We start from the raw sequence: 24,621 nt of genomic DNA, 5'->3' as shown, positions 1-24,621 counted from the left end.
TGGAACGATACGATAGAAAGAATAATGAACAATATGACTGATTTAAAAGCAATTCAGGCTCGAAGTCTGGAGATGGCTGAATATTTTGTGGCTTTTTGCAAGGAACATGATTTGCTTTGTTATCTTTGTGGTGGAGGTGCTATTGGTGCCCTTCGAAACAAGGGTTTCATTCCTTGGGACGACGACCTAGACTTTTTTATGCCTCGTAAGGATTATGAGAAATTGGCAGAATTATGGCCTCGTTATGCAGATGAGCGTTATTTCCTGTCAAAGAGTGACAAGGATTTTGTCGACCGCAATCTTTTTATTACCATTCGCGACAAGGAAACCACCTGTATCAAACCTTATCAGCAGGATTTGGATTTGCCACATGGTCTGGCCTTGGATGTTTTACCTTTGGATTATTATCCTAAAAATCCAGCTGATCGGAAAAAGCAGGTTCGCTGGGCCTTGATTTATTCTCTGTTTTGTGCCCAAACTATTCCAGAAAAGCATGGTGCACTTATGAAATGGGGAAGCCGTATTTTACTGGGTGTGACTCCAAAATCTATCCGTTATCGCATTTGGAAAAAAGCTGAGAAAGAAATGACCAAGTACAGTCTAGCTGAGAGCGATGGAATCACGGAATTATGCTCGGGTCCTGGTTACATGAGAAACAAGTACCTAATTGAATCTTTTGAAGATAATCTCTTCTTGCCATTTGAAGGGACAGAGATGCCTATTCCAGTTGGCTACGATGCCTATCTCAGCACTGCTTTTGGGGATTATATGACGCCTCCACCAGCAGATAAGCAGCTACCACATCATGATGCTGTCGTCGCTGATATGGATAAGTCTTATACAGAATATAAGGGAGAATATGGTGGCTAAGAAAAAAATCTTATTTTTTATGTGGTCTTTTTCTCTCGGAGGCGGTGCAGAAAAGATTCTGTCGACAATTGTTTCAAATCTGGATCCAGAAAAGTATGATATTGATATTCTTGAAATGGAGCATTTTGATAAGGGATACGAATCTGTGCCCAAGCATGTAGGCATTTTAAAATCCTTTCAAGATTATCGCCAAGCCAGATGGCTACGAGCTCTTTTGTGGAGGATGAGAATTTATTTTCCAAGACTGACTCGTCGCTTGCTTGTAAAAGATGACTATGACGTTGAAGTTTCTTTTACCATTATGAATCCTCCATTTTTGTTTTCTAAAAGAAAAGAAGTCAAGAAAATCTCTTGGATTCATGGAAGTATCGAAGAATTTCTTAAGGATAGCTCCAAGAGAGAATCACATAGACGCCAGTTGGATGCTGCGGATACCATTGTAGGAATTTCAAAAAAGACAAGCAATTCTATCAAGGAAGTCTATCCAGACTATGCTTCGAAATTACAGACGGTCTACAATGGATATGATTTTCAGAGTATTCTAGAAAAATCTCAAGAGAAGATAAATATCGAGATTGCGCCTCAAAGTATCTGTACTATCGGACGGATTGAGGAAAATAAGGGTTCTGACCGCGTGGTGGAAGTGATACGATTATTACACCAAGAAGGAAAAAACTATCATCTCTATTTTATCGGGGCTGGTGATATGGAAGAGGAACTGAAAAAACGCGTCAAAGAATATGAGCTTGAAGACTATGTACATTTCCTTGGTTATCAAAAAAATCCATATCAGTATTTATCTCAGACGAAAGTTCTCTTGTCTATGTCTAAACAAGAAGGCTTTCCTGGAGTGTATGTAGAGGCCTTGAGTCTAGGACTTCCTTTTGTCTCTACGGATGTCGGAGGGGCTGAGGAGTTATCTCAAGAAGGACAATTTGGACAAATCATTGAGAGCAATCAAGAGGCGGCTCAGGCAATTATTGACTACATGACTTCTGCCTCAAACTTCGATGTCAATGAGGCTAGCCAATTCATTCAACAATTTACAATTGCCAAACAAATCGAACAAGTAGAAAAACTATTAGAGGAGTAGCATGGAAACTGCATTAATCAGTGTGATTGTGCCAGTCTATAATGTGGCGCAGTACCTAGAAAAATCGATAGCTTCAATTCAGAAGCAGACCTATCAGAATCTGGAAATTATTCTTGTTGATGATGGTGCAACAGATGAGAGTGGTCGCTTGTGTGATTCAATCGCTGAACAAGACGACAGGGTGTCAGTACTTCATAAAAAGAATGAAGGATTGTCACAAGCACGAAATGATGGAATGAAGCAGGCTCACGGGGATTATCTGATTTTTATTGATTCAGATGATTATATCCATCCAGAAATGATTCAGAGCTTATATGAGCAAATAATTCAAGAAGATGCGGATGTTTCTAGCTGTGGTGTCATGAATGTCTATGCTAATGATGAAAGTCCACAATCAGCCAATCAGGATGACTATTTTGTCTGTGATTCTCAAACATTTTTAAGGGAATACCTCATAGGTGAAAAAATCCCTGGAACGATTTGCAATAAGCTAATCAAGAGACAGATTGCAACTACCCTATCCTTTCCAAAGGGATTGATTTACGAAGATGCTTATTATCATTTTGATTTAATCAAATTGGCTAAGAAGTACGTTGTTAATACCAAACCCTATTATTACTATTTCCATAGAGGGGATAGTATTACGACTAAACCCTATGCAGAGAAGGATTTAGCCTATATTGATATCTACCAAAGGTTTTACAATGAAGTTGTGAAAAACTATCCTGACTTGAAAGAGGTTGCTTTTTTCAGATTGGCCTATGCCCATTTCTTTATTCTAGATAAGATGTTACTAGATGATCAGTATAAACAATTTGAAGCCTATTCTCAGATTCATCATTTTTTAAAAGGCCATGCCTTTACTATTGCTAGGAATCCAATTTTCCGTAAGGGGAGAAGAATTAGTGCTTTGGCTCTATTCATAAATATTTCCTTATACCGATTCTTATTACTAAAAAATATTGAAAAATCTAAAAAATTACATTAGAACGGGGGTGAGCAAGTGATTGATGGGAAACGATTATTATTTAGTTTGACCATAGTCAGCTACGCCTTGACGCTAGTAAGTGGAATTGTGTACCTGTTTAATAATAACAATGTTAGCTTGCTTTCTACTTTATTGTTCTTACTGGTTAGTAGCTTAATTGCTTGTTGGAACGATATCAAGTATTATATCATTCATTTTATTTTCTTTTTAACCATTTTTGTCTTTTTGGTATCAAGGCCAACCATTGATTATTTTAGAGATGGTGCTTTGGATACCTATCATCCCATAGCCTATCGTTTTGCCTTTATAGTTGTCATGGTTTCGATTCTGGGCTTGACGACAGGAGGCATCCTGGCTCGTTATTTTATAGCTAGGAAGCAAATTAAAGTACCCAAGATAGGAAGTTCTCTAAAAGAGGTTTATATCAAGCGGTTGCGCTTTGTATCGCTAGGAGTTTTTCTTCTAACCTATCCTTTCTATTTCATTCGGTTATTTGAACGGCTCCTGTATCGCTTGCAGACTTCCTACTATGCCTACTATGCAAACTTTGAAAGTAAACTGCCTTATTTTACCTATATCTTATCAACATTTACGGTCTATGCAATGTGTATGTATCTGGCAACTAAGCCAAAGAAATTGCAGGCAACAGCAGTGCTTGTCTCCTTTATTGCAGCTAATACCATTCATTTGGCAATCGGGACACGCAATCCCTTTATTTTAAGTATTCTATTTGCTTTTGTTTATTACTTTATGCGGGAGCAAACTGAACAGGGAAAATGGATTGGATTTAAAGAAAAGTTAGCGATTTTTGTAGGTTCTCCTATTCTCATGTTAGCGATGGGAATACTCAATTATGTACGGGATAATGTCCAAGTTTCCCATACAGGTTTCTGGGATATCCTGCTTGACTTTATCTATAAACAAGGAACCAGTTTTGGTGTTTTAGCTCGAGGTTTTCTATTTAACAGTAGCCTCCCTTACCGAGATTTCCGCAATTTTACTTTTGGGCCTGTTATTGATTATTTTGCAAGGGGGAGTTTGGGAGCCATTTTCGGAGGAAAAGCCTTTGAACATACAACCAATAGTGTGGAACTAGCTATTGATAGTAATAGTTATGCCCATAATCTATCCTATCTTGTCTTGAACAAGGAATACTTGAAAGGACATGGTATCGGAAGTAGCTATATTATGGAGTTGTATACCGACTATGGTATGATAGGAGTCTTTCTACTTAGTCTCTTACTAGGTATGTTATTCATAGCCATGCTGCAAGTAGCCTATCGCTCAAGAACAATCCTGTTTGCCTTGTCTTTACTCATCTTGAATAATCTATTCTTTATGCCAAGAAGTAGCTTTTCAGAAAGTTTCTTCAATTTATTTACAATGCAATTCTGGGGAATTGTTCTTGTGATTATATTCGTAGCGAAAATGCTTACAAAAGAGAACCAGTATCTACTAAACAAAGGAGAAAAAAATCATGTTTGAACATTATTCAGTAGCTGATTTGTTTGCAAATCTATACAAAAAACGAAAAGCAAATATTCTAGCTCTCATCGCTTTATTTGCTCTCATTGCTGTACCATTTACAATTAAAGCAGTTAAGAATAAAAATACTGTCAAAGACACAACAAGTTATTCAACTTATATCAGCTATAAAATCACCCCTCCAGAAGATTCAGCTAAAACGATTTTGAATCATCAAATTGGTGGTTATAGTGATTTCTACGGGAAATTGATTGATGGTAATTTGAATGGAGCTTATCTTTTCAATGATGTAGAGCCTAGTGAGTTGAAAAAAATTGCCAGTGAATTGGATACGACAGAGACAACCTTGAAAAATTCTACAAGTGACTATTGGTGGAAAAAATTGACCGTCTACTATATGATTGACGATGCAGGGGTTGGTGTGAAAATTTTGACACCAAGTAAAGATGCCAACGACTTGTTAGAGAAAAAAATTGATGGATTGATTGAGAAATTTAAACACACTTATGCAAATGTGAAAATTGAAAAATTGGAAACCATCAACTCTAAAGAATTGAATGCAAATGGTGAGACAGCGCTTGGATTAAACGTCAAGAATCTGATTCTTCGTCTAGCTGTTATTGGAGTAGTTTGTGTGATTTTGGTTGTGATGGGAAATGTATTGGTTTATCTCTTTAATCCAACAATCAATAGAGCAGGTGATTTTTCTCAGTATCAAATTGATTTTGTAACAGAGATTACAACAATCGCTAATCTAGCAGATATTCTATCATACAAAAATGCTGGACAAGAATTGACTATTGTTAGCTCAAATAAAGCTATTCTAGATAAATTAAAACAAAATCAAGAAGCTTTAAAAGGAATGCATTTTGTAGATTTACAAGATGTACCATCTCTTTTGGAAAGAGATACAGTCCTTCTTGTTGAAGAATACGGAGTGACTCGTTATAAGAAATTTGAGCAAAGTCTTCAAATCCTTCGAAACTTAAATCGTTCTATCCTGGGTGTAGCAACCTTTAAATTATAAGAATTCTAATGTATCAGGTCTTCAAAGTCAGACGAGAAGTTTGATTTTGAAGGCTTTTTCTATTTGTCAGCAAAGATTTCCGTTACAGAAAGACCCTAGGGAAATTCTAGCCTGATAGAGGAGCCTTCTTTTGATAAAATCGTAAAAATCTAGTATAATAGATAGAACTGAAAGTATGAGGTTACTAGCAATGAAAATGAAACAAATTAGTGATACAACTTTGAAAATCACGATGTCTTTAGAGGATTTGATGGATCGTGGCATGGAGATTGCTGACTTTCTCGTTCCTCAAGAAAAAACAGAAGAGTTCTTTTATGCTATCTTAGATGAGTTAGAGATGCCTGAAAGCTTTTTGGATACAGGTATGTTGAGCTTCCGTGTGACTCCAAAACCGGATAAGGTCGATGTTTTTGTAACTAAATCAAAGATTGACCAAAATCTAGATTTTGAAGATTTATCGGATTTACCAGATATGGAAGAATTGGCTCAAATGTCGCCAGATGAATTTATCAAAACCTTGGAAAAAAGCATCGCAGATAAAACCAAGGATGATATCGAAGCGATTCAATCTCTAGAGCAAGTTGAAGCCAAGGAAGAAGAGCAGGAGCAGGCTGAACAAGAAGTTGAAAGCAAGAAAGAGCCGTACATCTATTACATCCTTTCTTTTACAAAATTGGCTGACTTGGTGGCTTTTGCCAAGACAGTGACTTTTGAGATGGAAACTTCTGAACTCTACAAGATGAATGAGCGCTATTATTTGACCATTTTAGTGGATATTGAAAATCATCCAAGTCCATATCCAGCTTGGTTGTTGGCTCGTATGCGCGAGTTTGCAGACGATAGTGATATCAGTCGCTCAGTCTTGCAGGAGTATGGTCAAGTCTTGATGAATCACGACGCAGTGCTCAATCTGCAAAAGATTGGATAATCCTTTCTGGAAAGCTATTTCCAGATTTTAAGAAGAGCGAATCATCTGATTCGTTTTTTCTTTTTTAGACTGAAATAGTGATTTACTATAATAGGAATTTTCACAAAATTCTGTTATAATGGCTATATTAGAAAATTTCGAGGAGATAAACATGACAGTTAAAATTGCTTTACTAGGATTTGGTACCGTTGCAAGTGGTGTGCCTTTCCTCCTAAAGGAAAATGGAGAAAAAATCAATCAATCAGCACATTCAGATATTGAAGTTGTTAAGGTATTGGTCAAGGATGAAGATGAAAAGAACCGCTTGCTTGCTGCAGGAAATGACTTTAACTTTGTAACCAATGTGGATGACATTTTGTCAGACCAAGACATTACGATAGTAGTGGAATTAATGGGTCGTATCGAACCTGCTAAGACCTTTATCACTCGTGCCTTGGAAGCTGGGAAACACGTTGTTACTGCTAACAAGGACCTTTTGGCTGTCCATGGAGCAGAATTGTTAGAAATCGCTAAAGCTAATAAGGTAGCACTTTATTACGAAGCAGCAGTAGCTGGTGGTATTCCAATTCTTCGTACTTTAGCAAATTCATTAGCGTCTGATAAAATCACGCGCGTGCTTGGAGTAGTCAACGGAACTTCTAACTTCATGATGACCAAGATGGTGGAAGAAGGCTGGTCTTATGATGATGCTCTTGCGGAAGCGCAACGTCTAGGATTTGCAGAAAGCGATCCGACAAATGACGTAGATGGGATTGATGCAGCCTACAAGATGGTTATTTTGAGCCAATTTGCCTTTGGTATGAAGGTTGCTTTTGATGATGTAGCCCACAAGGGGATTCGCAATATCACACCAGAAGATGTGGCTGTAGCCCAAGACCTTGGTTATGTAGTGAAATTGGTTGGTTCTATCGAGGAAACTCCTTCAGGTATTGCTGCAGAAGTAACACCAACCTTCCTTCCTAAAGCGCACCCACTTGCTAGTGTTAATGGTGTAATGAACGCTGTCTTTGTGGAATCTATCGGTATCGGTGAGTCTATGTACTACGGACCAGGTGCGGGTCAAAAACCAACTGCAACAAGTGTTGTGGCGGATATTGTCCGTATTGTTCGTCGCTTGAATGATGGAACCATTGGCAAAGACTTCAACGAATACAGTCGTGACTTGGTCTTGGCTAATCCAGAGGATGTCAAAGCTAATTACTACTTCTCAATCTTGGCTCCAGACTCAAAAGGTCAGGTCTTGAAACTTGCTGAAATCTTCAATGCCCAAGATATTTCCTTCAAGCAAATTCTTCAAGATGGCAAAGAGGGTGACAAGGCGCGTGTTGTGATCATCACACACAGGATTAATAAAGCCCAGCTTGAAAATGTCTCAGCTGAATTGAAGAAGGTTTCAGAATTTGACCTCTTGAATACCTTCAAAGTGCTAGGAGAATAAGATGAAAATTATTGTACCTGCAACCAGTGCCAATATTGGACCAGGTTTTGATTCGGTTGGTGTGGCTGTAACCAAGTATCTTCAAATCGAGGTCTGCGAAGAACGAGAAGAGTGGTTGATTGAACACCAGATTGGCAAATGGATTCCACATGACGAGCGTAATCTCTTGCTCAAAATCGCTTTGCAAATTGTACCAGACTTGCAACCAAGACGTTTGAAAATGACCAGTAATGTTCCCTTGGCGCGTGGTTTGGGTTCTTCTAGTTCGGTTATCGTTGCTGGGATTGAACTAGCCAACCAATTGGGTCAGCTTAACTTGTCTGACAATGAAAAATTGCAGTTGGCGACCAAGATTGAAGGACATCCTGATAATGTGGCTCCAGCCATTTATGGTAATCTCGTTATTGCAAGCTCTGTTGATGGGCAAGTTTCAGCTATCGTAGCAGACTTCCCAGAGTGTGATTTCCTAGCCTATATTCCAAACTATGAATTGCGCACTCGAGACAGCCGTGGTGTCTTGCCTAAGAAATTGTCTTACAAGGAAGCTGTTGCGGCCAGTTCTATCGCCAATGTGGCTGTTGCTGCCTTGTTGACAGGAGACATGGTGACAGCTGGTCAAGCAATCGAGGGAGACCTCTTCCATGAACGCTATCGTCAGGACTTGGTGAGAGAATTTGCGACGATTAAGCAAGTAGCCAAGGAGAATGGTGCCTATGCAACCTATCTATCTGGTGCCGGGCCGACAGTTATGGTATTGGCTTCTCATGACAAGATGCCAACGATTAAGGCCGAATTGGAAAAGCAACCCTTCAAAGGCAAACTGCATGACTTGAAGGTTGATACCCAAGGTGTCCGTGTCCAAGCAAAATAAAGAATAAAGATAGGATGGGGAAACTCTCGACCAGAGGGCTTCCTATCCTTTTTTTGAAAAGAATTCGAGTTAAAAACTTGATAAAGGAGAAATAAAGATGGCAGAAATTTATCTAGCAGGTGGTTGTTTTTGGGGCTTAGAGGAGTATTTTTCACGTATTTCTGGAGTGCTAGCAACCAGTGTTGGCTACGCTAATGGTCAAGTCGAAACGACCAATTACCAATTGCTCAAGGAAACAGACCATGCAGAAACGGTCCAAGTGATTTACGATGAGAAGGCAGTGTCACTCAGAGAAATTTTGCTCTATTATTCCCGAGTCATCGATCCCTTATCCATCAATCAACAAGGGAATGACCGTGGTCGCCAATATCGAACTGGGATCTATTACCAATATGAAGCAGACTTGCCAGCTATCTACACTGTGGTGCAGGAGCAGGAACGTATGCTGGGTCGAAAGATTGCAGTAGAGGTGGAGAAACTACGTCATTACATTCTGGCTGAAGACTACCACCAAGACTATCTTAAGAAGAATCCTTCTGGTTATTGTCATATCGATGTGACCGATGCTGATAAGCCATTGATTGATGCAGCAAACTATGAAAAACCTAGTCAAGAAATGTTGAAGGACAGTTTATCAGAAGAGTCCTATCGTGTCACCCAAGAAGCTGCTACAGAGGCTCCATTTAGCAATGCCTATGACCAAACCTTTGAAGAAGGGATTTATGTAGACATCACGACGGGTGAGCCACTCTTTTTTGCCAAGGATAAGTTTGCTTCAGGATGTGGTTGGCCAAGTTTTAGCCGTCCGATTTCCAAGGAATTGATTCATTATTACAAGGACATGAGCCATGGAATGGAACGTATCGAGGTTCGTTCTCGGTCAGGTAATGCTCACTTGGGGCATGTTTTCACAGATGGGCCTCGGGAGTTAGGTGGTCTCCGTTACTGTATCAATTCTGCATCTTTACGCTTTGTGGCCAAGGATGAAATGGAAGAGGCAGGATATGGCTATTTATTGCCTTACTTAAACAAATAAAACAGAGATGGTGGGCGCTTCCCACTTTCTTTATTTCTAGAATACGAATAGAAGGGATTTATGAAACACCTATTATCTTACTTCAAACCCTACATCAAGGAATCAATTTTAGCCCCCTTGTTCAAGCTGTTAGAAGCTGTTTTTGAGCTCTTGGTTCCCATGGTGATTGCTGGGATTGTTGACCAATCCTTGCCTCAGAGAAATCAAGGACATCTTTGGATGCAGATTGGTCTACTCCTTATCTTTGCAGTGATTGGCGTTGTAGTGGCCTTGATAGCTCAGTTTTACTCAGCCAAGGCAGCGGTAGGATTTGCCAAAGAACTGACAGACGACCTCTATCGTCATATTCTTTCATTGCCTAAGGACAGCAGAGACCGTTTGACAACTTCGAGCTTGGTGACTCGCTTGACTTCGGACACCTACCAGATTCAGACTGGTATCAATCAATTCCTGCGTCTCTTTTTGCGAGCACCTATTATCGTTTTTGGGGCCATCTTTATGGCCTATCGCATCTCAACTGAGTTGACTCTCTGGTTTTTAGTCATGGTTGTCATTTTGACCATTATCATTGTAGGCCTCTCTCGACTGGTCAATCCTCTCTACAGCAGTCTCAGAATGAAAACGGACCAATTGGTTCAAGAAACGCGCCAGCAATTACAAGGGATGCGAGTTATTCGTGCTTTTGGGCAAGAAAAACGAGAGTTACAGATTTTTCAAACCCTTAACCAAGTCTATGCTAGATTACAAGAAAAAACAGGTTTCTGGTCTAGTTTATTAACCCCTCTGACCTATCTCATTGTCAATGGAACTCTCCTCGTCATTATCTGGCAGGGATATATTTCTATTCAAGGAGGTCTACTTAGTCAGGGTGCCCTCATTGCCCTCATCAACTATCTCTTACAGATCTTGGTAGAATTGGTCAAGTTAGCTATGCTGATAAATTCTCTCAACCAGTCCTATATCTCAGCTAAGCGAATTGAGGAAGTCTTTGCCGAAGCTCCAGAAGATATTCATTCAGAATTAGAACAAAAGCAAGCTACCAGTGATCAGGTTTTACAAGTTCAAGAACTAACCTTTACCTATCCTGATGCGGCTCAGCCTTCTCTGAGAGACATTTCCTTTGATATGAAGCAAGGGCAAATCCTTGGTATCATTGGGGGAACGGGTTCTGGTAAATCAAGCTTGGCGCAAGTCTTACTTGGTCTTTATCCAGTAGACAAGGGGAGCATTGACCTTTATCGAGATGAATCTAGTCCTCGTAATTTAGAGCAGTGGCGGTCCTGGATTGCCTATGTGCCCCAAAAAGTCGAACTCTTTAAGGGAAGCATTCGTTCCAACTTGACTCTAGGTTTACACCAAGAAGTAACTGACCAAGAACTCTGGCAGGCCTTGGAGATTGCGCAAGCTAAGGATTTTGTCAGTGAAAAGGAAGGGTTCTTGGATGCCCTAGTTGAGGCAGGAGGGAGAAATTTCTCAGGAGGACAAAAACAAAGACTGTCGATCGCTCGAGCAGTCTTGCGCCAAGCTCCATTTCTCATCCTAGATGATGCGACCTCGGCCCTTGACACCATTACCGAGTCTAAACTCTTGAAAGCTATCCGAAAGAACTTACCAAATACAAGCTTAATCTTGATTTCTCAACGAACCTCGACTTTACAGATGGCTGACCAGATTCTCCTCTTGGAAAAAGGTGAGCTTTTAGCTATCGGAAAGCACGAGGACTTGATGAAGTCCAGTCATGTCTATCGTGAAATCAATGCATCTCAACATGGAAAGGAGGACTAGTATGAGACGACAAACTGCAAACCAGACGCTCAAACGATTGGCTAAAGATTTAGCAAGCCATCCCTTCCTCCTTTTCTTAGCCTTTCTAGGAACTATTGCTCAGGTTGGTTTATCAATCTACCTACCTATCTTGATTGGGCAGGTCATCGACCAAGTCCTAGTGGCCGATTCATCATCAGTTTTTTGGCACATTTTCATTCAGATGATTTTGGTGGTCATAGGAAATACTCTCGTTCAATGGGTCAATCCTCTCCTCTATAATCGCCTAATCTTCTCTTATACTAGAAACTTGCGAGAGCGAATCATCCATAAGCTCCATCGTTTACCGATTTCTTTTGTAGATCGGCAAGGCAGTGGAGAAATGGTCAGTCGTGTAACCACGGATATAGAACAGTTGGCAGCTGGCTTGACCATGATTTTTAACCAATTTTTCATTGGCGTCTTGATGATTTTGGTTAGTATTCTAGCCATGCTCCAAATTCATCTCCTCATGACCCTCTTAGTCTTGCTGTTGACGCCACTGTCTATGGTAATCTCGCGCTTTATTGCCAAGAGATCCTATCATCTCTTCCAAAAACAAACAGAGACAAGGGGAATTCAAACTCAGTTGATTGAAGAATCTCTTAGCCAGCAGACTATTATTCAATCTTTTAATGCTCAATCAGAGTTTATCCAAAGGCTGCGAGAGGCTAATGACCACTACGCAGGTTATTCTCAGTCAGCCATCTTTTATTCTTCAACGGTCAATCCTTCGACTCGTTTCGTCAATGCACTGATTTATGCCCTTCTAGCTGGAGTGGGAGCTTATCGTATCATGATGGGGTCCACCTTGACCATCGGGCGTTTAGTGACCTTTTTGAACTATGTCCAGCAATACACCAAACCCTTTAACGATATTTCTTCAGTTTTGGCCGAGTTGCAAAGTGCTCTCGCTTGTGCAGAGCGTGTTTATGCTGTCTTAGAAAGTCCTGAGGTGGCTGAAACAGGTAAGGAAGTCTTGACCAGTGACCAAGTTAAAGGAGCAATTTCTTTTAAACAGGTTTCTTTTGGCTACAATCCTGAAAAGATTTTGATTAAGGATTTATCAATTGATATTCCAGCTGGTAGCAAGGTGGCAATCGTTGGTCCTACAGGTGCCGGAAAATCAACCCTTATCAATCTCCTTATGCGTTTTTATCCCGTTAACTCGGGAGATATCTTGCTGGATGGGAGATCCATTTATGACTATAGTCGTGCCTCTTTACGCCAGCAGTTTGGAATGGTGCTTCAAGAAACCTGGCTCAAGCAAGGGACCATTCATGACAATATTGCCTTTGGAAATCCTGATGCCAGTAGGGAGCAGGTGATTGCTGCTGCCAAAGCAGCCAATGCAGACTTTTTCATCCAACAGTTACCTCAAGGCTATGATACAAAGCTAGAAAATGCTGGAGAATCTCTCTCTGTCGGTCAGGCTCAGCTCTTGACCATTGCCCGAGTCTTTCTGGCTATTCCAAAGATTCTCATCTTAGACGAGGCGACTTCTTCTATCGATACACGGACAGAAGTGCTGGTACAGGATGCCTTTGCCAAACTCATGAAAGGGCGAACAAGCTTTATTATTGCCCACCGCTTGTCTACCATACAGGATGCAGATTTGATTCTTGTCTTGGTGGATGGTGACATTGTTGAGTACGGGAACCATCAGGACCTCATGGCTAGAAAGGGCAAGTATTACCAAATGCAGCAAGCTGCAGCTTTTAGTTCTGAATAATCCTTTCTAATTTGAAATCTTATGGACAAAAAAAGTTGCCTTCGGGTGACTTTTTTGTTACAATAGCTAGAAAAATTATTCACTTTAAATTGTTTTTAGAAAAGGAGCCTGTAATGAAAGTCTTTCAGCATGTAAATATCGTGACTTGTGATCAAGATTTCCATGTTTATCTGAATGGAATCTTAGCAGTTAAGGATTCTCAAATCGTCTATGTCGGTCAAGAGAATTCAGAGATTTTAGAGCAAGCTGAGCAGATTATAGACTATCAGGGGGCCTGGATTATGCCTGGTTTGGTCAATTGTCACACCCATTCTGCTATGACAGGATTGAGAGGAATTCGAGATGATAGCAATCTCCATGAATGGCTTAATGACTATATCTGGCCAGCAGAAGCAGGATTTACTCCCGACATGACTACAAGAGCGGTTAAAGAAGCTATGATAGAGATGCTCCAGTCGGGAACAACAACCTTTAACGATATGTATAATCCCAATGGTGTGGATATTGAACGGATTTATCAGGCAGTGAAAACTTCCAAGATGCGTTGTTATTTCTCACCTACCCTCTTTTCTTCGGAGACAGAGACAACTGATGAAACTATAAGCAGAACTCGATTCATCATAGAGAAAATCTTAGAATATAAAAATCCAAATTTCAAGGTGATGGTAGCCCCACATTCTCCTTACAGCTGTAGTAAAGATTTGCTGGAAGAGAGCTTGGAAATGGCAAAAGAGCTGGATATTCCTATCCATATTCATGTTGCGGAGACCAAGGAGGAGTCAGGAATTATTCTAAAACGATACGGCAAACGCCCCCTCGCCTTTCTAGAAGAACTGGGTTACTTAGATCATCCATCTGTCTTTGCTCACGGGGTCGAATTAAACGAGAGAGAAATTGAACGCTTGGCAACTTCTCAAGTGTCTATTGCCCACAATCCTATTAGTAACCTCAAACTGGCATCAGGGATTGCTCCTATCATTCAACTGCAAAAAGCAGGAGTAGCAGTCGGAATTGCGACGGATTCGGTTGCCTCCAATAATAATCTAGATATGTTTGAGGAAGGACGGACTGCAGCCCTTCTTCAGAAGATGAAAAGTGGGGATGCCAGCCAATTCCCAATCGAAACAGCCCTCAAGGCTCTGACAATCGAAGGGGCTAAGGTCCTAGGAATGGAAAATCAGATAGGAAGTCTAGAAGTCGGCAAGCAAGCAGATTTTCTCGTTATTCAACCACAAGGGAAAATTCATCTCCAACCCCAAGAAAAAATGCTTTCTCACCTGATTTATGCTGTCAAATCCAGTGACGTTGATGATGTTTATATCGCTGGAGAACAGGTTGTTAAGCAAGGCCAAGTCCTAACAGTAGAACTTTAAAAGAAAAATCACGAAAAAAGTTTAAAAAAAGTTTGCAAAAATCTTGCATTCTTTTTTTGACTATGCTATACTTATATACGGTTTGAAAAAACTGCCTAAGACAGTAGGGGAGCTCGACTCATAAATTTCCTACCGAGGACAAAACGTATCATGTAAAAAGAAGCGTATTGTACTTTCGTGTCTAGGTTTGGGCGCGTTTTTCTTTTGAAAAATTTCCCCAAGCAAAATAATAACGGAGGTGAACACACTAATGAGTGAAGCAATTATTGCTAAAAAAGCGGAACTAGTTGACGTAGTAGCTGAAAAAATGAAAGCTGCTGCATCTATCGTCGTTGTAGACGCTCGTGGTTTGACAGTTGAGCAAGATACAGTTCTTCGTCGTGAGCTTCGTGGAAGCGAAGTTGAGTATAAAGTTATTAAAAACTCAATCTTGCGTCGTGCAGCTGAAAAAGCTGGTCTTGAAGATCTTGCATCTGTATTTGTTGGACCATCTGCAGTAGCATTTTCTAACGAAGATGTTATCGCACCAGCGAAAATCTTGAACGACTTTTCTAAAAACGCTGAAGCACTTGAAATCAAAGGTGGTGCAATCGAAGGCGCTGTCGCATCTAAAGAAGAGATTCTTGCACTTGCAACTCTTCCAAACCGCGAAGGACTTCTTTCTATGCTCCTTTCTGTACTTCAAGCGCCAGTGCGCAACGTTGCTCTTGCAGTCAAAGCGGTTGCAGACAACAAAGAAGACGCAGCTTAATCTTAAGCTACGCAGCGTAGCCTAGCTACAAAAAAATATTATAAATTTAAAAACTTATTTGGAGGAAATAACAATGGCATTGAACATTGAAAACATTATTGCTGAAATTAAAGAAGCTTCAATCCTTGAATTGAACGACCTTGTAAAAGCTATCGAAGAAGAATTTGGTGTAACTGCAGCTGCTCCTGTAGCTGTTGCTGCAGCTGGTGCTGCTGACGCTGGTGCTGCTAAAGATTCATTCGACGTTGAATTGACATCTGCAGGCGACAAAAAAGTTGGCGTTATCAAAGTTGTACGTGAAATCACAGGTCTTGGTCTTAAAGAAGCTAAAGAACTTGTTGATGGTGCACCAGGTGTCATCAAAGAAGGTGTTGCAGCTGCAGAAGCTGAAGAACTTAAAGCTAAATTGGAAGAAGCTGGAGCTTCAGTTACTCTTAAATAATAGAGCGACTACATTAGTAGCTTAAAAACATAATTAAACCGCTATTCTTAGGACTAGCGGTTTTTATTTTTTTATTCCATGGGGCAAAAATGGAAAGGAATCTTTAAAAGTGAGGAGAGTTAGATTGAAAGAATCATATTGGTAAATCGAAATGATGGATATTTGTATCATGTCATAAATCGTAATCAAACGATAATATTGATTTTCTTACAAATTAAGAGTATAATTTATAAAAATGAGTGGTCACTCAATTTTTGTGGAATTAAGGAGTAAAGAAAATGGTTGTTGAAGCAATAGAGTATAGTCGTTTCGGTAACGAAGAGGTCTTGGATTTGCTGAAGATCGACTCTACAGCCTTGGATGTAAATCAGGTGAGAGTAGAAGTTCATGCTGTTGGTTTAAATCCTATTGATTATAAAACTTTTGAGGGAGCGAAACCCCTTCGATTTCTATCTTTTATAACGAAATTAAGGAAACCAAGTCGTTGGTTTGAATCCAAATCATCTCTATTTCCAAGAGGTGTGGGGAGAGATTTTTCTGGAGTTATTACAGAAGTTGGAAATGAAGTAACTAGGTTCTCAGTAGGAGATAAGGTGTTTGGAACAATGATTAGCGATCCTGGTTTGGGAACTAAGAGGGGAGCTTTAGCAACAGAAATTTGTGTCAATGAATCAGAAATTGTATTGAAACCAGAGATGATCGACATGACTCACGCAGCTACTATGGGAGTAGCTGCTCTAACTGTGGGTGGGGCTTTTAGAAGAATCGGTTTAAATTCAAGAGATACTGTTGTTATTTCAGCTGCAGCAGGAGGTATTGGAAGTATTGCAGTACAGTATGCAGTTGCTAAGGGGGCGAAAGTAATCGGAATCGCAAGTAAGAAAAATGCAGAGTATCTGAAGTCTTTAGGTGCCATACCAGTAAGTTACGAAGAGAATATCAAGAAGGCTCTTCTATCAGCTAGTCCAACGCCTATTACAAAATTTTTGGATTGTTATGGATCTGATTATGTTAGATTGGCTTTTAGTTTAGGTTTGAAGGGGACAGCTATTGGGACATTAGTACCTTCGCCCTATGTTATGATAAAAGGTGCTCAGTTTACTGGTCCGAGACATTCCACATATGATGATTTTAGCACTTTAGCTGAAATGGTCTCAGACGGGAAGGTTCAGCTGAAAATTGATCAAGTGTATGACTTTTCTCTAAAGTCAGTTAGAGAAGCTTATCGTAGTCTGAAAATGGGACACAGTCGAGGCAAAAAAGTCGTAAAAGTAAGAGAGTAGAAGAGAGGTGCTAGCGATGGAAAGTTTAGAACAAAAGTATGCTCAGACGTTAGAAGTTAGCAACTTGAGCTTGAAACAACGTCGAGTGTTATTATCAAGCTTAAAATTATTCTCAGAAATTGGATTTGAGAATACAACGTCCAGCCTTATTGCCGAACGCGCTGGAGTGTCAGAAGGAACTGTTTTTAGTTACTTTAAAACAAAGGAAGGTATTTTAGAAGCCATTTTATCTACTTTTCTAGAACAGGTTATTCCAGAAGTAATTGCGGATTTCTCAGAAAAAAAATTCACAGTAGATCAAGAAACTTTTCCCTTCTTTTTAAAAAGTATTGTTCGAGATAGGCTCTTTTTCATTCAGGAGAATCAAATGCAGGTTAAAATTCTCTTGGGGCGTTCTTTTATTGATAAAAATCTTTCTATCCAGTTAGGAAATATTATTGTTCAATCTATAATAGAACCAATTAGTCCGGTTTTAAATCAATTTAAAGAAAAAGGACTTATTCTAAATTGGTCAAATGAAAGAATTGTTCGATACATTTTAGCATTGAGTTTTTCTTATCTTATTCCCATGATGTTGAATGATGAAGGAACTATAAACATAGATGAAGCAGTTGATGAGATTGTTGAATGTTTGTCATCTGCCCTAATGAAAGTAAAATAAATTTAGATGTTAAAACTCACTGTTAATGGTGAGTTTTTTGAATTCAACATAAAAATCCCCAATCGTAGTGATTGAGGATTGAGCAAATAACTCTTAAACAATACCTTGGGCAATCATAGCGTTTGCTACATTTTCAAAGGCAGCAATGTTAGCTCCTGCAAGGTAGTCTTTATCAAGACCATATGTTTCTGAAGTTGTTTTAGCAGTGTTAAAGATGTTTGTCATGATGTCTTTGAGACGTCCATCAACTTCTTCACGAGTCCATGAGAGGCGAAGGCTATTTTGGCTCATTTCAAGAGCTGAAACAGCTACACCACCAGCGTTGGCAGCTTTTGCAGGTCCGTAGAAGATACCATTTTCTTTGTAGACTTTGATGGCATCAAGGTCGCTTGGCATGTTGGCACCTTCAGATACACACATAACGCCTTGAGCAACCAAACGTTTAGCTGCTTCACCGTTGATTTCGTTTTGAGTCGCACATGGAAGAGCGATGTCATAGTTACCAGCGTAAGTCCATACAGAACCTTCATGATAAGTAGCAGTTGCTTTCTCAGCAGCATACTCAGTCAAACGAGCGCGACGTTTTTCTTTAACATCAACCAAAAGATCAAAGTCGATACCATTTTCATCGATGACATAGCCGTTTGAGTCAGAAACAGAGATAACTGTTGCACCAAGTTCGGTTGCTTTTTGAAGAGCGTATTGAGCAACGTTACCAGAACCTGAAATAACCACTTTCTTACCAGCAAAGCTGTTACCGTTAGCTTTGAGCATTTCTTCAGTATAGTAAACCAAACCGTAACCAGTTGCTTCTGGACGAATCAAGCTACCACCAAATCCAAGAGGTTTACCAGTCAAGACACCAGCATCAAATTGGTTAAGACGCTTGTATTGACCGTAAAGGTAACCAATCTCACGTCCACCAACACCGATATCACCAGCAGGTACGTCAAGTGATGGTCCAATGTGTTTTTGCAATTCAGTCATGAAGCTTTGGCAGAAGCGCATCACTTCAGCATCTGTTTTACCTTTAGGATCGAAGTCTGATCCACCTTTACCTCCACCGATAGGAAGTCCAGTCAAGACGTTTTTAAAGATTTGTTCAAATCCGAGGAATTTCAAAATCCCTTGGTTAACAGTTGGGTGGAAACGAAGTCCGCCTTTGTATGGTCCAACAGCTGAGTTGAATTGAACACGGTAACCACGGTTTACTTGAATGTTTCCATCACGGTCAACCCAAGGAACACGGAAAGAAATCACGCGCTCAGGCTCAGTAATACGTGCCAAGATATTTTCTTCGATATACTCAGGGTGTTTTTCAAATACAGGTTCTAAAGTGTTGAAAAATTCTTCAACAGCTTGGAGGAATTCAGCCTCGTGCCCGTTACGAGCTTTTACAGTTTCAAACACGCTTTGGATATATTCTTTAGCAGATGTCATATCGTTCTCCTTAAATTCTAATTTAATTATGTGTGTCATTATAGCAGAATTTTTTTTAACTGTAAAGAGAAAAACAAAAATTTTCTAAAAATTCTTTCAATTTGATTTTTGGGATTGTTTGAAATTGGAAATTTTTGAAATTGGATAAAAAACGAACATTTTTCTTATAAATGACTTTCTTAAAGAGAAAATCTGAAAATGTGGTATAATATTAGCAATAAAAGGAATCTGGAGGATCAGAATCATGGTATCAACGAAAACACAAATTGCTGGTTTTGAGTTTGACAATTGTTTGATGAATGCAGCAGGTGTGGCTTGTATGACGATAGCGGAGTTAGAAGGGGTTAAAAACTCAGCGGCAGGAACTTTTGTGACCAAGACAGCGACCTTGGACTTTCGTCAGGGAAATCCTGAACCACGCTATCAAGATGTTCCACTTGGTTCTATCAACTCTATGGGATTACCGAATAATGGCTTAGATTATTATTTGGACTATCTTTTGGATCTGCAGGAAAAAGAGCCGAACCGGACTTTCTTCTTATCTCTAGTCGGCATGTCTCCAGAGGAAACCCATACTATCTTGAAAAAAGTCCAAGAGAGTGAGTTTCGTGGTCTGACTGAGCTAAACCTCTCCTGTCCAAATGTTCCAGGTAAACCTCAGATTGCCTATGATTTTGAGACAACAGACCGGATTTTGGCAGAGGTATTTGCCTACTTCACCAAACCTCTTGGAATTAAATTACCACCATATTTTGATATTGTCCACTTTGACCAAGCGGCAGCTATTTTCAATAAGTATCCTCTTAAGTTTGTCAACTGCGTCAACTCTATCGGAAACGGCCTTTATATAGAAGATGAGTCGGTCGTTATCCGTCCTAAAAATGGTTTTGGGGGCATTGGTGGGGAGTATATTAAACCAACTGCTTTAGCTAATGTTCACGCCTTCTACCAACGTCTCAATCCTCAAATCCAAATCATCGGAACAGGTGGAGTTTTGACTGGTCGTGATGCCTTTGAACATATCCTCTGTGGAGCGAGTATGGTGCAGGTGGGAACCACACTTCACAAAGAAGGCGTCAGTGCTTTTGATCGTATTACCAATGAACTGAAAGCAATCATGGCGGAAAAAGGGTACGAAAGCCTAGAAGATTTTCGTGGGAAATTGCGCTATATTGATTAAACTCATTAAAAAATCAGAAGAAAGGAGAGAAGATGCTAGCCATTGAAGAAAGTCAGAAATTGACTTTATCAAATTTACCGAGTCTGAGCCTATTTACAGGGACAGATCAGGGTCAGTTTGAAGTGATGAAGAGTCAAGTATTGAAACAGATTGGCTATGATTCTGCTGACCTCAACTTTGCCTACTTTGATATGAAAGAAGTAGTTTACAAGGATGTGGAACTGGAGTTGGTCAGCCTTCCTTTCTTTGCGGATGAGAAAATCGTGATACTAGACCATTTTGTCGATATCACAACAGCTAAGAAACGCTTTTTGACAGATGATGAGCTCAAGTCATTTGAGGAATACCTTGACAATCCTTCACCAACAACCAAGTTGTTAATCTTTGCAGAAGGAAAGCTGGATAGTAAAAGACGGTTGGTTAAATTATTGAAGCGTGATGCAAAGGTTTTTGATGCAGTAGAAGCCAAAGAACAAGAATTGCGCCAGTATTTCCAAAAGTGGAGCCAGAAACAAGGTCTGCAGTTTGCTAATCATTCTTTTGAAAATCTCCTCATCAAGTCGGGTTTTCAATTTAGCGAAATCCAGAAAAATCTCCTCTTTTTACAGTCCTATAAGGAAGACTCTGTTATCGAGGAAGAGGATATTGTTAACGCAATTCCCAAGACCTTGCAGGACAATATTTTTGATTTAACTCAGTTTATTCTGACTAAAAAGATGGACCAGGCGCGTGATTTGGTTAGAGACTTGACCTTGCAAGGTGAAGATGAAATCAAACTGATTGCAGTCATGCTGGGACAATTTCGAACCTTTATCCAAGTGAAAATTTTGGCGGAGTCTGGTCAAACAGAATCGCAGATTGCAAGTAGTCTAGGAAGTTTTCTGGGACGCAATCCCAATCCCTATCAAATCAAGTTTGCGCTGAGAGATTCAAGAGGACTTTCTTTGAGCTTTTTGAAGCAAGCTATTTCTTATTTGATTGAGACAGACTATCAGATTAAGACAGGTCTTTATGAAAAGAGTTTCCTTTTTGAAAAGGCACTCTTGCAGATTGCTAGTCAGGTCAATTGACATTTTTTTGAAACTAAAACCCGCGTCAGGATTATCTTGTCGTGGGTTTCTTAGTGATTTGCTTATTCTATACTCAATGAAAATCAAAGAGCAAACTAGCCGCAGGCTATACTTGAGTACGGCAAGGCGACGTTGACGCAGTTTGAAGAGATTTTCGAAGAGTATTATTAGAAAGTATTTCAGTGATTTCTTCATCTATAAGCAAAAAACTTGAAAAAAGTGAATGTTTGCGTTATCATTTTCATATAGAAAGAAAAAGAGGTATTACAGATGGCTATTATCTTACCAGATCTTCCATATGCATACGACGCTTTGGAACCATACATCGATGCGGAAACAATGCACTTGCACCATGACAAACACCATCAAACTTATGTCAACAATGCTAATGCAGCTCTAGAAAAACACCCTGAAATCGGTGAAGACCTTGAAGCCTTGCTTGCTGATGTAGAATCTATTCCAGCTGATATCCGTCAAGCGCTTATCAACAATGGTGGTGGACACTTGAACCACGCTCTTTTCTGGGAATTGATGACTCCTGAGAAAACAGCTCCTTCAGCAGAACTTGCAGCAGCAATCGATGCAACATTTGGTTCATTTGAAGAATTCCAAGCAGCCTTCACTGCAGCAGCAACAACTCGTTTTGGTTCTGGCTGGGCATGGTTGGTTGTCAACAAAGAAGGTAAACTTGAAGTGACTTCAACAGCAAACCAAGACACACCAATCTCAGAAGGTAAAAAACCAATCTTGGGCTTGGACGTTTGGGAACATGCTTACTACGTGAAATACCGCAACGTGCGTCCTGACTACATCAAAGCTTTCTTCTCAGTGATCAACTGGAACAAAGTAGATGAATTGTACGCAGCAGCTAAATAATGATAGTTGGAGGGAAGAATTGTTCTTCTCTTTTTAAGGTTATAGATTCTGGTCTGACAAAATCGTCAGACTTTTTTCATTTTTATGAGAAACGTGCTAACTGCTAGAAATTATGGTAGAATAAAGTATTAAGTAATCGTGAAAAAGGATATCTATGCGAAAAGAAATTGCACCTGAATTATACAACTATAACAAATTTCCTGGTCCTGAGTTCCATTTACACGGGGACAAGGTCGAAACGGAAGGGATCGCTTTTTCCTTGGTGGAAAATAGCAAAGATGCCTTCAATGTGACGGCTTTTAATCAGCGTTTTTCAGAAGTCTTAACCAAGTTTGATTATATCGTGGGAGACTGGAGCAATGAACAGCTTCGCCTACGAGGCTTTTACAAGGATGACCGAACAGAAGAAAAACTTGAAAAAATCAGTCGTTTACAAGACTACCTTTTAGAGTATTGTAGTTATGGTTGTGCCTATTTTGTCCTAGAAAATGAAGCGCCTAAGAGAGCATCATTTGATAAGAAAATGCGTAAGAAGGAAGAAGAAACACCTTCTAGAAAAGGAAAGAAACCGGCTCAAACAAAACGAAAACCGAATGCAGATAAGAAAAATAGACGTCGTCAGAAAGACCAGCATTCTCAGAAAGAGGACAAGGGACAACGTCATTTTGTCATTCGTCAGAAGTGAGTAGAGAATAAGGAGAAGAAATGAAACCGTCAATTTATAGTTTAACACGTCAAACCATGCAGGAATGGGTATTGGAGCAGGGAGAAAAGAAATTCCGTGCTGATCAAATCTGGGAATGGCTTTACCGTAAACGTGTGCAGTCATTTGAAGAAATGACCAATCTTTCAAAAGATTTGATTGCTAAGCTCAATGACCAGTTTGTAGTCAATCCCTTGAAACAGCGTATCGTTCAAGAGTCTGCTGATGGTACGGTCAAATATCTCTTTGAGTTGCCTGATGGTATGCTAATTGAGACTGTACTGATGCGTCAGCACTATGGTTTGTCAGTCTGTGTGACCACTCAGGTCGGCTGTAATATCGGTTGTACCTTCTGTGCTTCTGGTTTGATTAAGAAGCAACGAGACCTCAATAACGGTGAAATTGTAGCGCAAATCATGCTGGTTCAGAAATACTTTGATGAGCGTGGTCAGGACGAACGCGTCAGCCATATCGTTGTCATGGGAATCGGTGAGCCCTTTGATAACTACAACAATGTCTTGAATTTCGTTCGTACCATCAATGATGACAAGGGGATGGCTATCGGTGCTCGTCACATCACGGTTTCAACCTCAGGTTTGGCCCATAAAATTCGTGATTTTGCTAATGAAGGAGTTCAGGTCAATCTTGCCGTTTCCCTTCACGCACCTAACAATGAGTTGCGTTCAAGCATCATGAAGATTAACCGTGCCTTTCCGATTGAAAAACTCTTTGCAGCTATTGAGTACTACATTGAGACAACAAATCGTCGTGTGACCTTTGAGTATATCATGCTAAATGAAGTTAATGATGGTGTTGAACAGGCCCTTGAGTTAGCTGAATTGCTCAAGAATATTAAGAAATTGTCTTATGTAAACTTGATTCCTTACAACCCAGTTAGTGAGCATGACCAATATAGCCGTAGTCCTAAAGAGCGCGTGATGGCTTTCTATGATACGCTTAAGAAAAAGGGGGTCAACTGTGTGGTTCGTCAAGAACATGGTACAGATATTGATGCAGCTTGTGGACAATTGCGCTCTAACACAATGAAACGTGACCGCCAGAAAGCAGTCGCAGCAGTCAATCCTTAATGATGAAGAAAACTTATAATCATATTTTAGTATGGGGAGTCATTTTCTATAGCATTTGCATTGTCTATTTTTGCTTTACTCCTCAAGGACATTCTCCCGTGGGAGTGGAAACTCCAGGTATTCAGCATCTTGGACGCCTGGTTTTTCTTTTGACTCCTTTCAATTCTCTCTGGAAACTGGGCCAAGTGAGTGATGTGGGACAATTATCTTGGATTTTTTTACAAAATATCCTCAATGTCTTCTTGCTTTTTCCTTTGGTGTTCCAACTCCTTTATCTCCTTCCAAACTTGCGGAAAACAAAAAAGGTGCTACTTTTTAGTTTTCTAGTGAGCCTTGGAATCGAGTGTACGCAGTTAGTCTTGGACTTTTTCTTTGATTTTAATCGCGTCTTTGAAATTGATGATTTGTGGACCAATACCTTGGGTGGCTATCTGGCTTGGTTCCTATATAAACAATTACATAAAAACAAGATAAGGAATTAAA

The 24,621-nt window shown here is 39.9% G+C and carries 23 protein-coding genes and 1 other annotated feature; of the genes, 22 read left to right on the top strand and 1 reads right to left on the bottom strand.

The annotated features are described in order from the left end of the window. The first annotated feature begins 24 nt into the window (after nucleotides 1-24). From ABKJ27_RS06065 to ABKJ27_RS05990, 16 genes are all read left to right on the top strand, one after another. Complete coding sequence (locus ABKJ27_RS06065; protein WP_410011521.1) at nucleotides 25-870, top strand: LicD family protein; 846 nt, start codon at nucleotides 25-27, stop codon at nucleotides 868-870. Then, the gene (locus tag ABKJ27_RS06060) at nucleotides 860-1,963 is read left to right on the top strand and encodes a glycosyltransferase (protein ID WP_410011520.1); all 1,104 of its coding nucleotides are present in this window, start codon (nucleotides 860-862) and stop codon (nucleotides 1,961-1,963) included. Before ABKJ27_RS06065 ends, ABKJ27_RS06060 begins: the two co-directional genes overlap by 11 nt. A gap of 1 nt (nucleotide 1,964) precedes the next feature. Next, nucleotides 1,965-2,951 carry a glycosyltransferase family 2 protein gene (locus tag ABKJ27_RS06055; RefSeq protein WP_410011519.1) on the top strand — a complete coding sequence of 329 codons (987 nt, stop codon included), beginning with the start codon at nucleotides 1,965-1,967 and terminating at the stop codon, nucleotides 2,949-2,951. A 15-nt stretch (nucleotides 2,952-2,966) separates the two neighbouring features. After that, nucleotides 2,967-4,436 carry an O-antigen polysaccharide polymerase Wzy family protein gene (locus ABKJ27_RS06050; protein ID WP_410011518.1) on the top strand — a complete coding sequence of 490 codons (1,470 nt, stop codon included), beginning with the start codon at nucleotides 2,967-2,969 and terminating at the stop codon, nucleotides 4,434-4,436. Continuing rightward, nucleotides 4,429-5,463, top strand: coding sequence for a prephenate dehydratase (locus ABKJ27_RS06045; protein ID WP_410011517.1), 1,035 nt, complete (start codon nucleotides 4,429-4,431; stop codon nucleotides 5,461-5,463). Before ABKJ27_RS06050 ends, ABKJ27_RS06045 begins: the two co-directional genes overlap by 8 nt. Before the next feature lie 190 nt (nucleotides 5,464-5,653). Beyond that, entirely contained in the window at nucleotides 5,654-6,391 is a 738-nt protein-coding gene (gene mecA, locus ABKJ27_RS06040) for an adaptor protein MecA (protein WP_410011516.1), read from the top strand. Nucleotides 6,392-6,542: 151 nt separating this feature from the next. Beyond that, entirely contained in the window at nucleotides 6,543-7,829 is a 1,287-nt protein-coding gene (locus ABKJ27_RS06035) for a homoserine dehydrogenase (protein ID WP_410011515.1), read from the top strand. A 1-nt stretch (nucleotide 7,830) separates the two neighbouring features. Then, nucleotides 7,831-8,700 (top strand): homoserine kinase, encoded by an 870-nt coding sequence (gene thrB / locus ABKJ27_RS06030; RefSeq protein ID WP_410011514.1) that lies wholly within the window; start codon nucleotides 7,831-7,833, stop codon nucleotides 8,698-8,700. Between the two features lie 97 nt (nucleotides 8,701-8,797). Further along, on the top strand, nucleotides 8,798-9,736 hold the full coding sequence (msrB, locus tag ABKJ27_RS06025; RefSeq protein WP_410011513.1) for a peptide-methionine (R)-S-oxide reductase MsrB: 939 nt from the start codon (nucleotides 8,798-8,800) through the stop codon (nucleotides 9,734-9,736). 60 nt (nucleotides 9,737-9,796) lie between these two features. Further along, nucleotides 9,797-11,521, top strand: a complete 1,725-nt coding sequence (locus tag ABKJ27_RS06020; protein ID WP_410011512.1) for an ABC transporter ATP-binding protein — start codon at nucleotides 9,797-9,799, stop codon at nucleotides 11,519-11,521. A 1-nt stretch (nucleotide 11,522) separates the two neighbouring features. Beyond that, nucleotides 11,523-13,271 (top strand): ABC transporter ATP-binding protein, encoded by a 1,749-nt coding sequence (locus tag ABKJ27_RS06015; protein WP_410011511.1) that lies wholly within the window; start codon nucleotides 11,523-11,525, stop codon nucleotides 13,269-13,271. 113 nt (nucleotides 13,272-13,384) lie between these two features. After that, nucleotides 13,385-14,644 carry a TRZ/ATZ family protein gene (locus ABKJ27_RS06010; RefSeq protein WP_410011510.1) on the top strand — a complete coding sequence of 420 codons (1,260 nt, stop codon included), beginning with the start codon at nucleotides 13,385-13,387 and terminating at the stop codon, nucleotides 14,642-14,644. 76 nt (nucleotides 14,645-14,720) lie between these two features. Continuing rightward, nucleotides 14,721-14,856: a sequence feature (ribosomal protein L10 leader region), on the top strand. Between the two features lie 38 nt (nucleotides 14,857-14,894). Next, on the top strand, nucleotides 14,895-15,395 hold the full coding sequence (rplJ, locus tag ABKJ27_RS06005; RefSeq protein WP_001287277.1) for a 50S ribosomal protein L10: 501 nt from the start codon (nucleotides 14,895-14,897) through the stop codon (nucleotides 15,393-15,395). 73 nt (nucleotides 15,396-15,468) lie between these two features. Further along, complete coding sequence (rplL, locus tag ABKJ27_RS06000) at nucleotides 15,469-15,837, top strand: 50S ribosomal protein L7/L12 (RefSeq protein WP_048716072.1); 369 nt, start codon at nucleotides 15,469-15,471, stop codon at nucleotides 15,835-15,837. 278 nt (nucleotides 15,838-16,115) lie between these two features. Next, the gene (locus ABKJ27_RS05995) at nucleotides 16,116-17,120 is read left to right on the top strand and encodes an NADP-dependent oxidoreductase (protein ID WP_237446960.1); all 1,005 of its coding nucleotides are present in this window, start codon (nucleotides 16,116-16,118) and stop codon (nucleotides 17,118-17,120) included. 16 nt (nucleotides 17,121-17,136) lie between these two features. Beyond that, the gene (locus ABKJ27_RS05990; RefSeq protein ID WP_261026610.1) at nucleotides 17,137-17,781 is read left to right on the top strand and encodes a TetR/AcrR family transcriptional regulator; all 645 of its coding nucleotides are present in this window, start codon (nucleotides 17,137-17,139) and stop codon (nucleotides 17,779-17,781) included. A gap of 93 nt (nucleotides 17,782-17,874) precedes the next feature. On the opposite strand, the gene gdhA is transcribed toward ABKJ27_RS05990, so the two are convergent. Then, entirely contained in the window at nucleotides 17,875-19,221 is a 1,347-nt protein-coding gene (gene gdhA, locus ABKJ27_RS05985; protein WP_410011509.1) for an NADP-specific glutamate dehydrogenase, read from the bottom strand. 244 nt (nucleotides 19,222-19,465) lie between these two features. Between gdhA and ABKJ27_RS05980 the strand changes: the two genes are divergently transcribed. The 6 genes from ABKJ27_RS05980 (at nucleotide 19,466) to ABKJ27_RS05955 (ending at nucleotide 24,620) form a co-directional block, all read left to right on the top strand. Then, nucleotides 19,466-20,401, top strand: coding sequence for a dihydroorotate oxidase (locus tag ABKJ27_RS05980; protein ID WP_125456237.1), 936 nt, complete (start codon nucleotides 19,466-19,468; stop codon nucleotides 20,399-20,401). Between the two features lie 32 nt (nucleotides 20,402-20,433). Next, on the top strand, nucleotides 20,434-21,471 hold the full coding sequence (gene holA / locus ABKJ27_RS05975) for a DNA polymerase III subunit delta (protein ID WP_261081413.1): 1,038 nt from the start codon (nucleotides 20,434-20,436) through the stop codon (nucleotides 21,469-21,471). Between the two features lie 270 nt (nucleotides 21,472-21,741). Next, nucleotides 21,742-22,347 (top strand): superoxide dismutase SodA, encoded by a 606-nt coding sequence (gene sodA, locus ABKJ27_RS05970; RefSeq protein WP_000974733.1) that lies wholly within the window; start codon nucleotides 21,742-21,744, stop codon nucleotides 22,345-22,347. Nucleotides 22,348-22,501: 154 nt separating this feature from the next. After that, nucleotides 22,502-23,032 (top strand): YutD family protein, encoded by a 531-nt coding sequence (locus ABKJ27_RS05965; RefSeq protein WP_203175329.1) that lies wholly within the window; start codon nucleotides 22,502-22,504, stop codon nucleotides 23,030-23,032. Between the two features lie 20 nt (nucleotides 23,033-23,052). Next, the gene (gene rlmN, locus ABKJ27_RS05960; protein ID WP_000804762.1) at nucleotides 23,053-24,138 is read left to right on the top strand and encodes a 23S rRNA (adenine(2503)-C(2))-methyltransferase RlmN; all 1,086 of its coding nucleotides are present in this window, start codon (nucleotides 23,053-23,055) and stop codon (nucleotides 24,136-24,138) included. Then, nucleotides 24,138-24,620, top strand: coding sequence for a VanZ family protein (locus ABKJ27_RS05955; RefSeq protein ID WP_084862391.1), 483 nt, complete (start codon nucleotides 24,138-24,140; stop codon nucleotides 24,618-24,620). Before rlmN ends, ABKJ27_RS05955 begins: the two co-directional genes overlap by 1 nt. Nucleotide 24,621: the final 1 nt, after the last annotated feature.

The organism is Streptococcus sp. KHUD_011, from assembly GCF_046352925.1.
Lineage (GTDB): Bacteria > Bacillota > Bacilli > Lactobacillales > Streptococcaceae > Streptococcus.
This window is presented reverse-complemented; position numbering and strand designations above follow the sequence as displayed.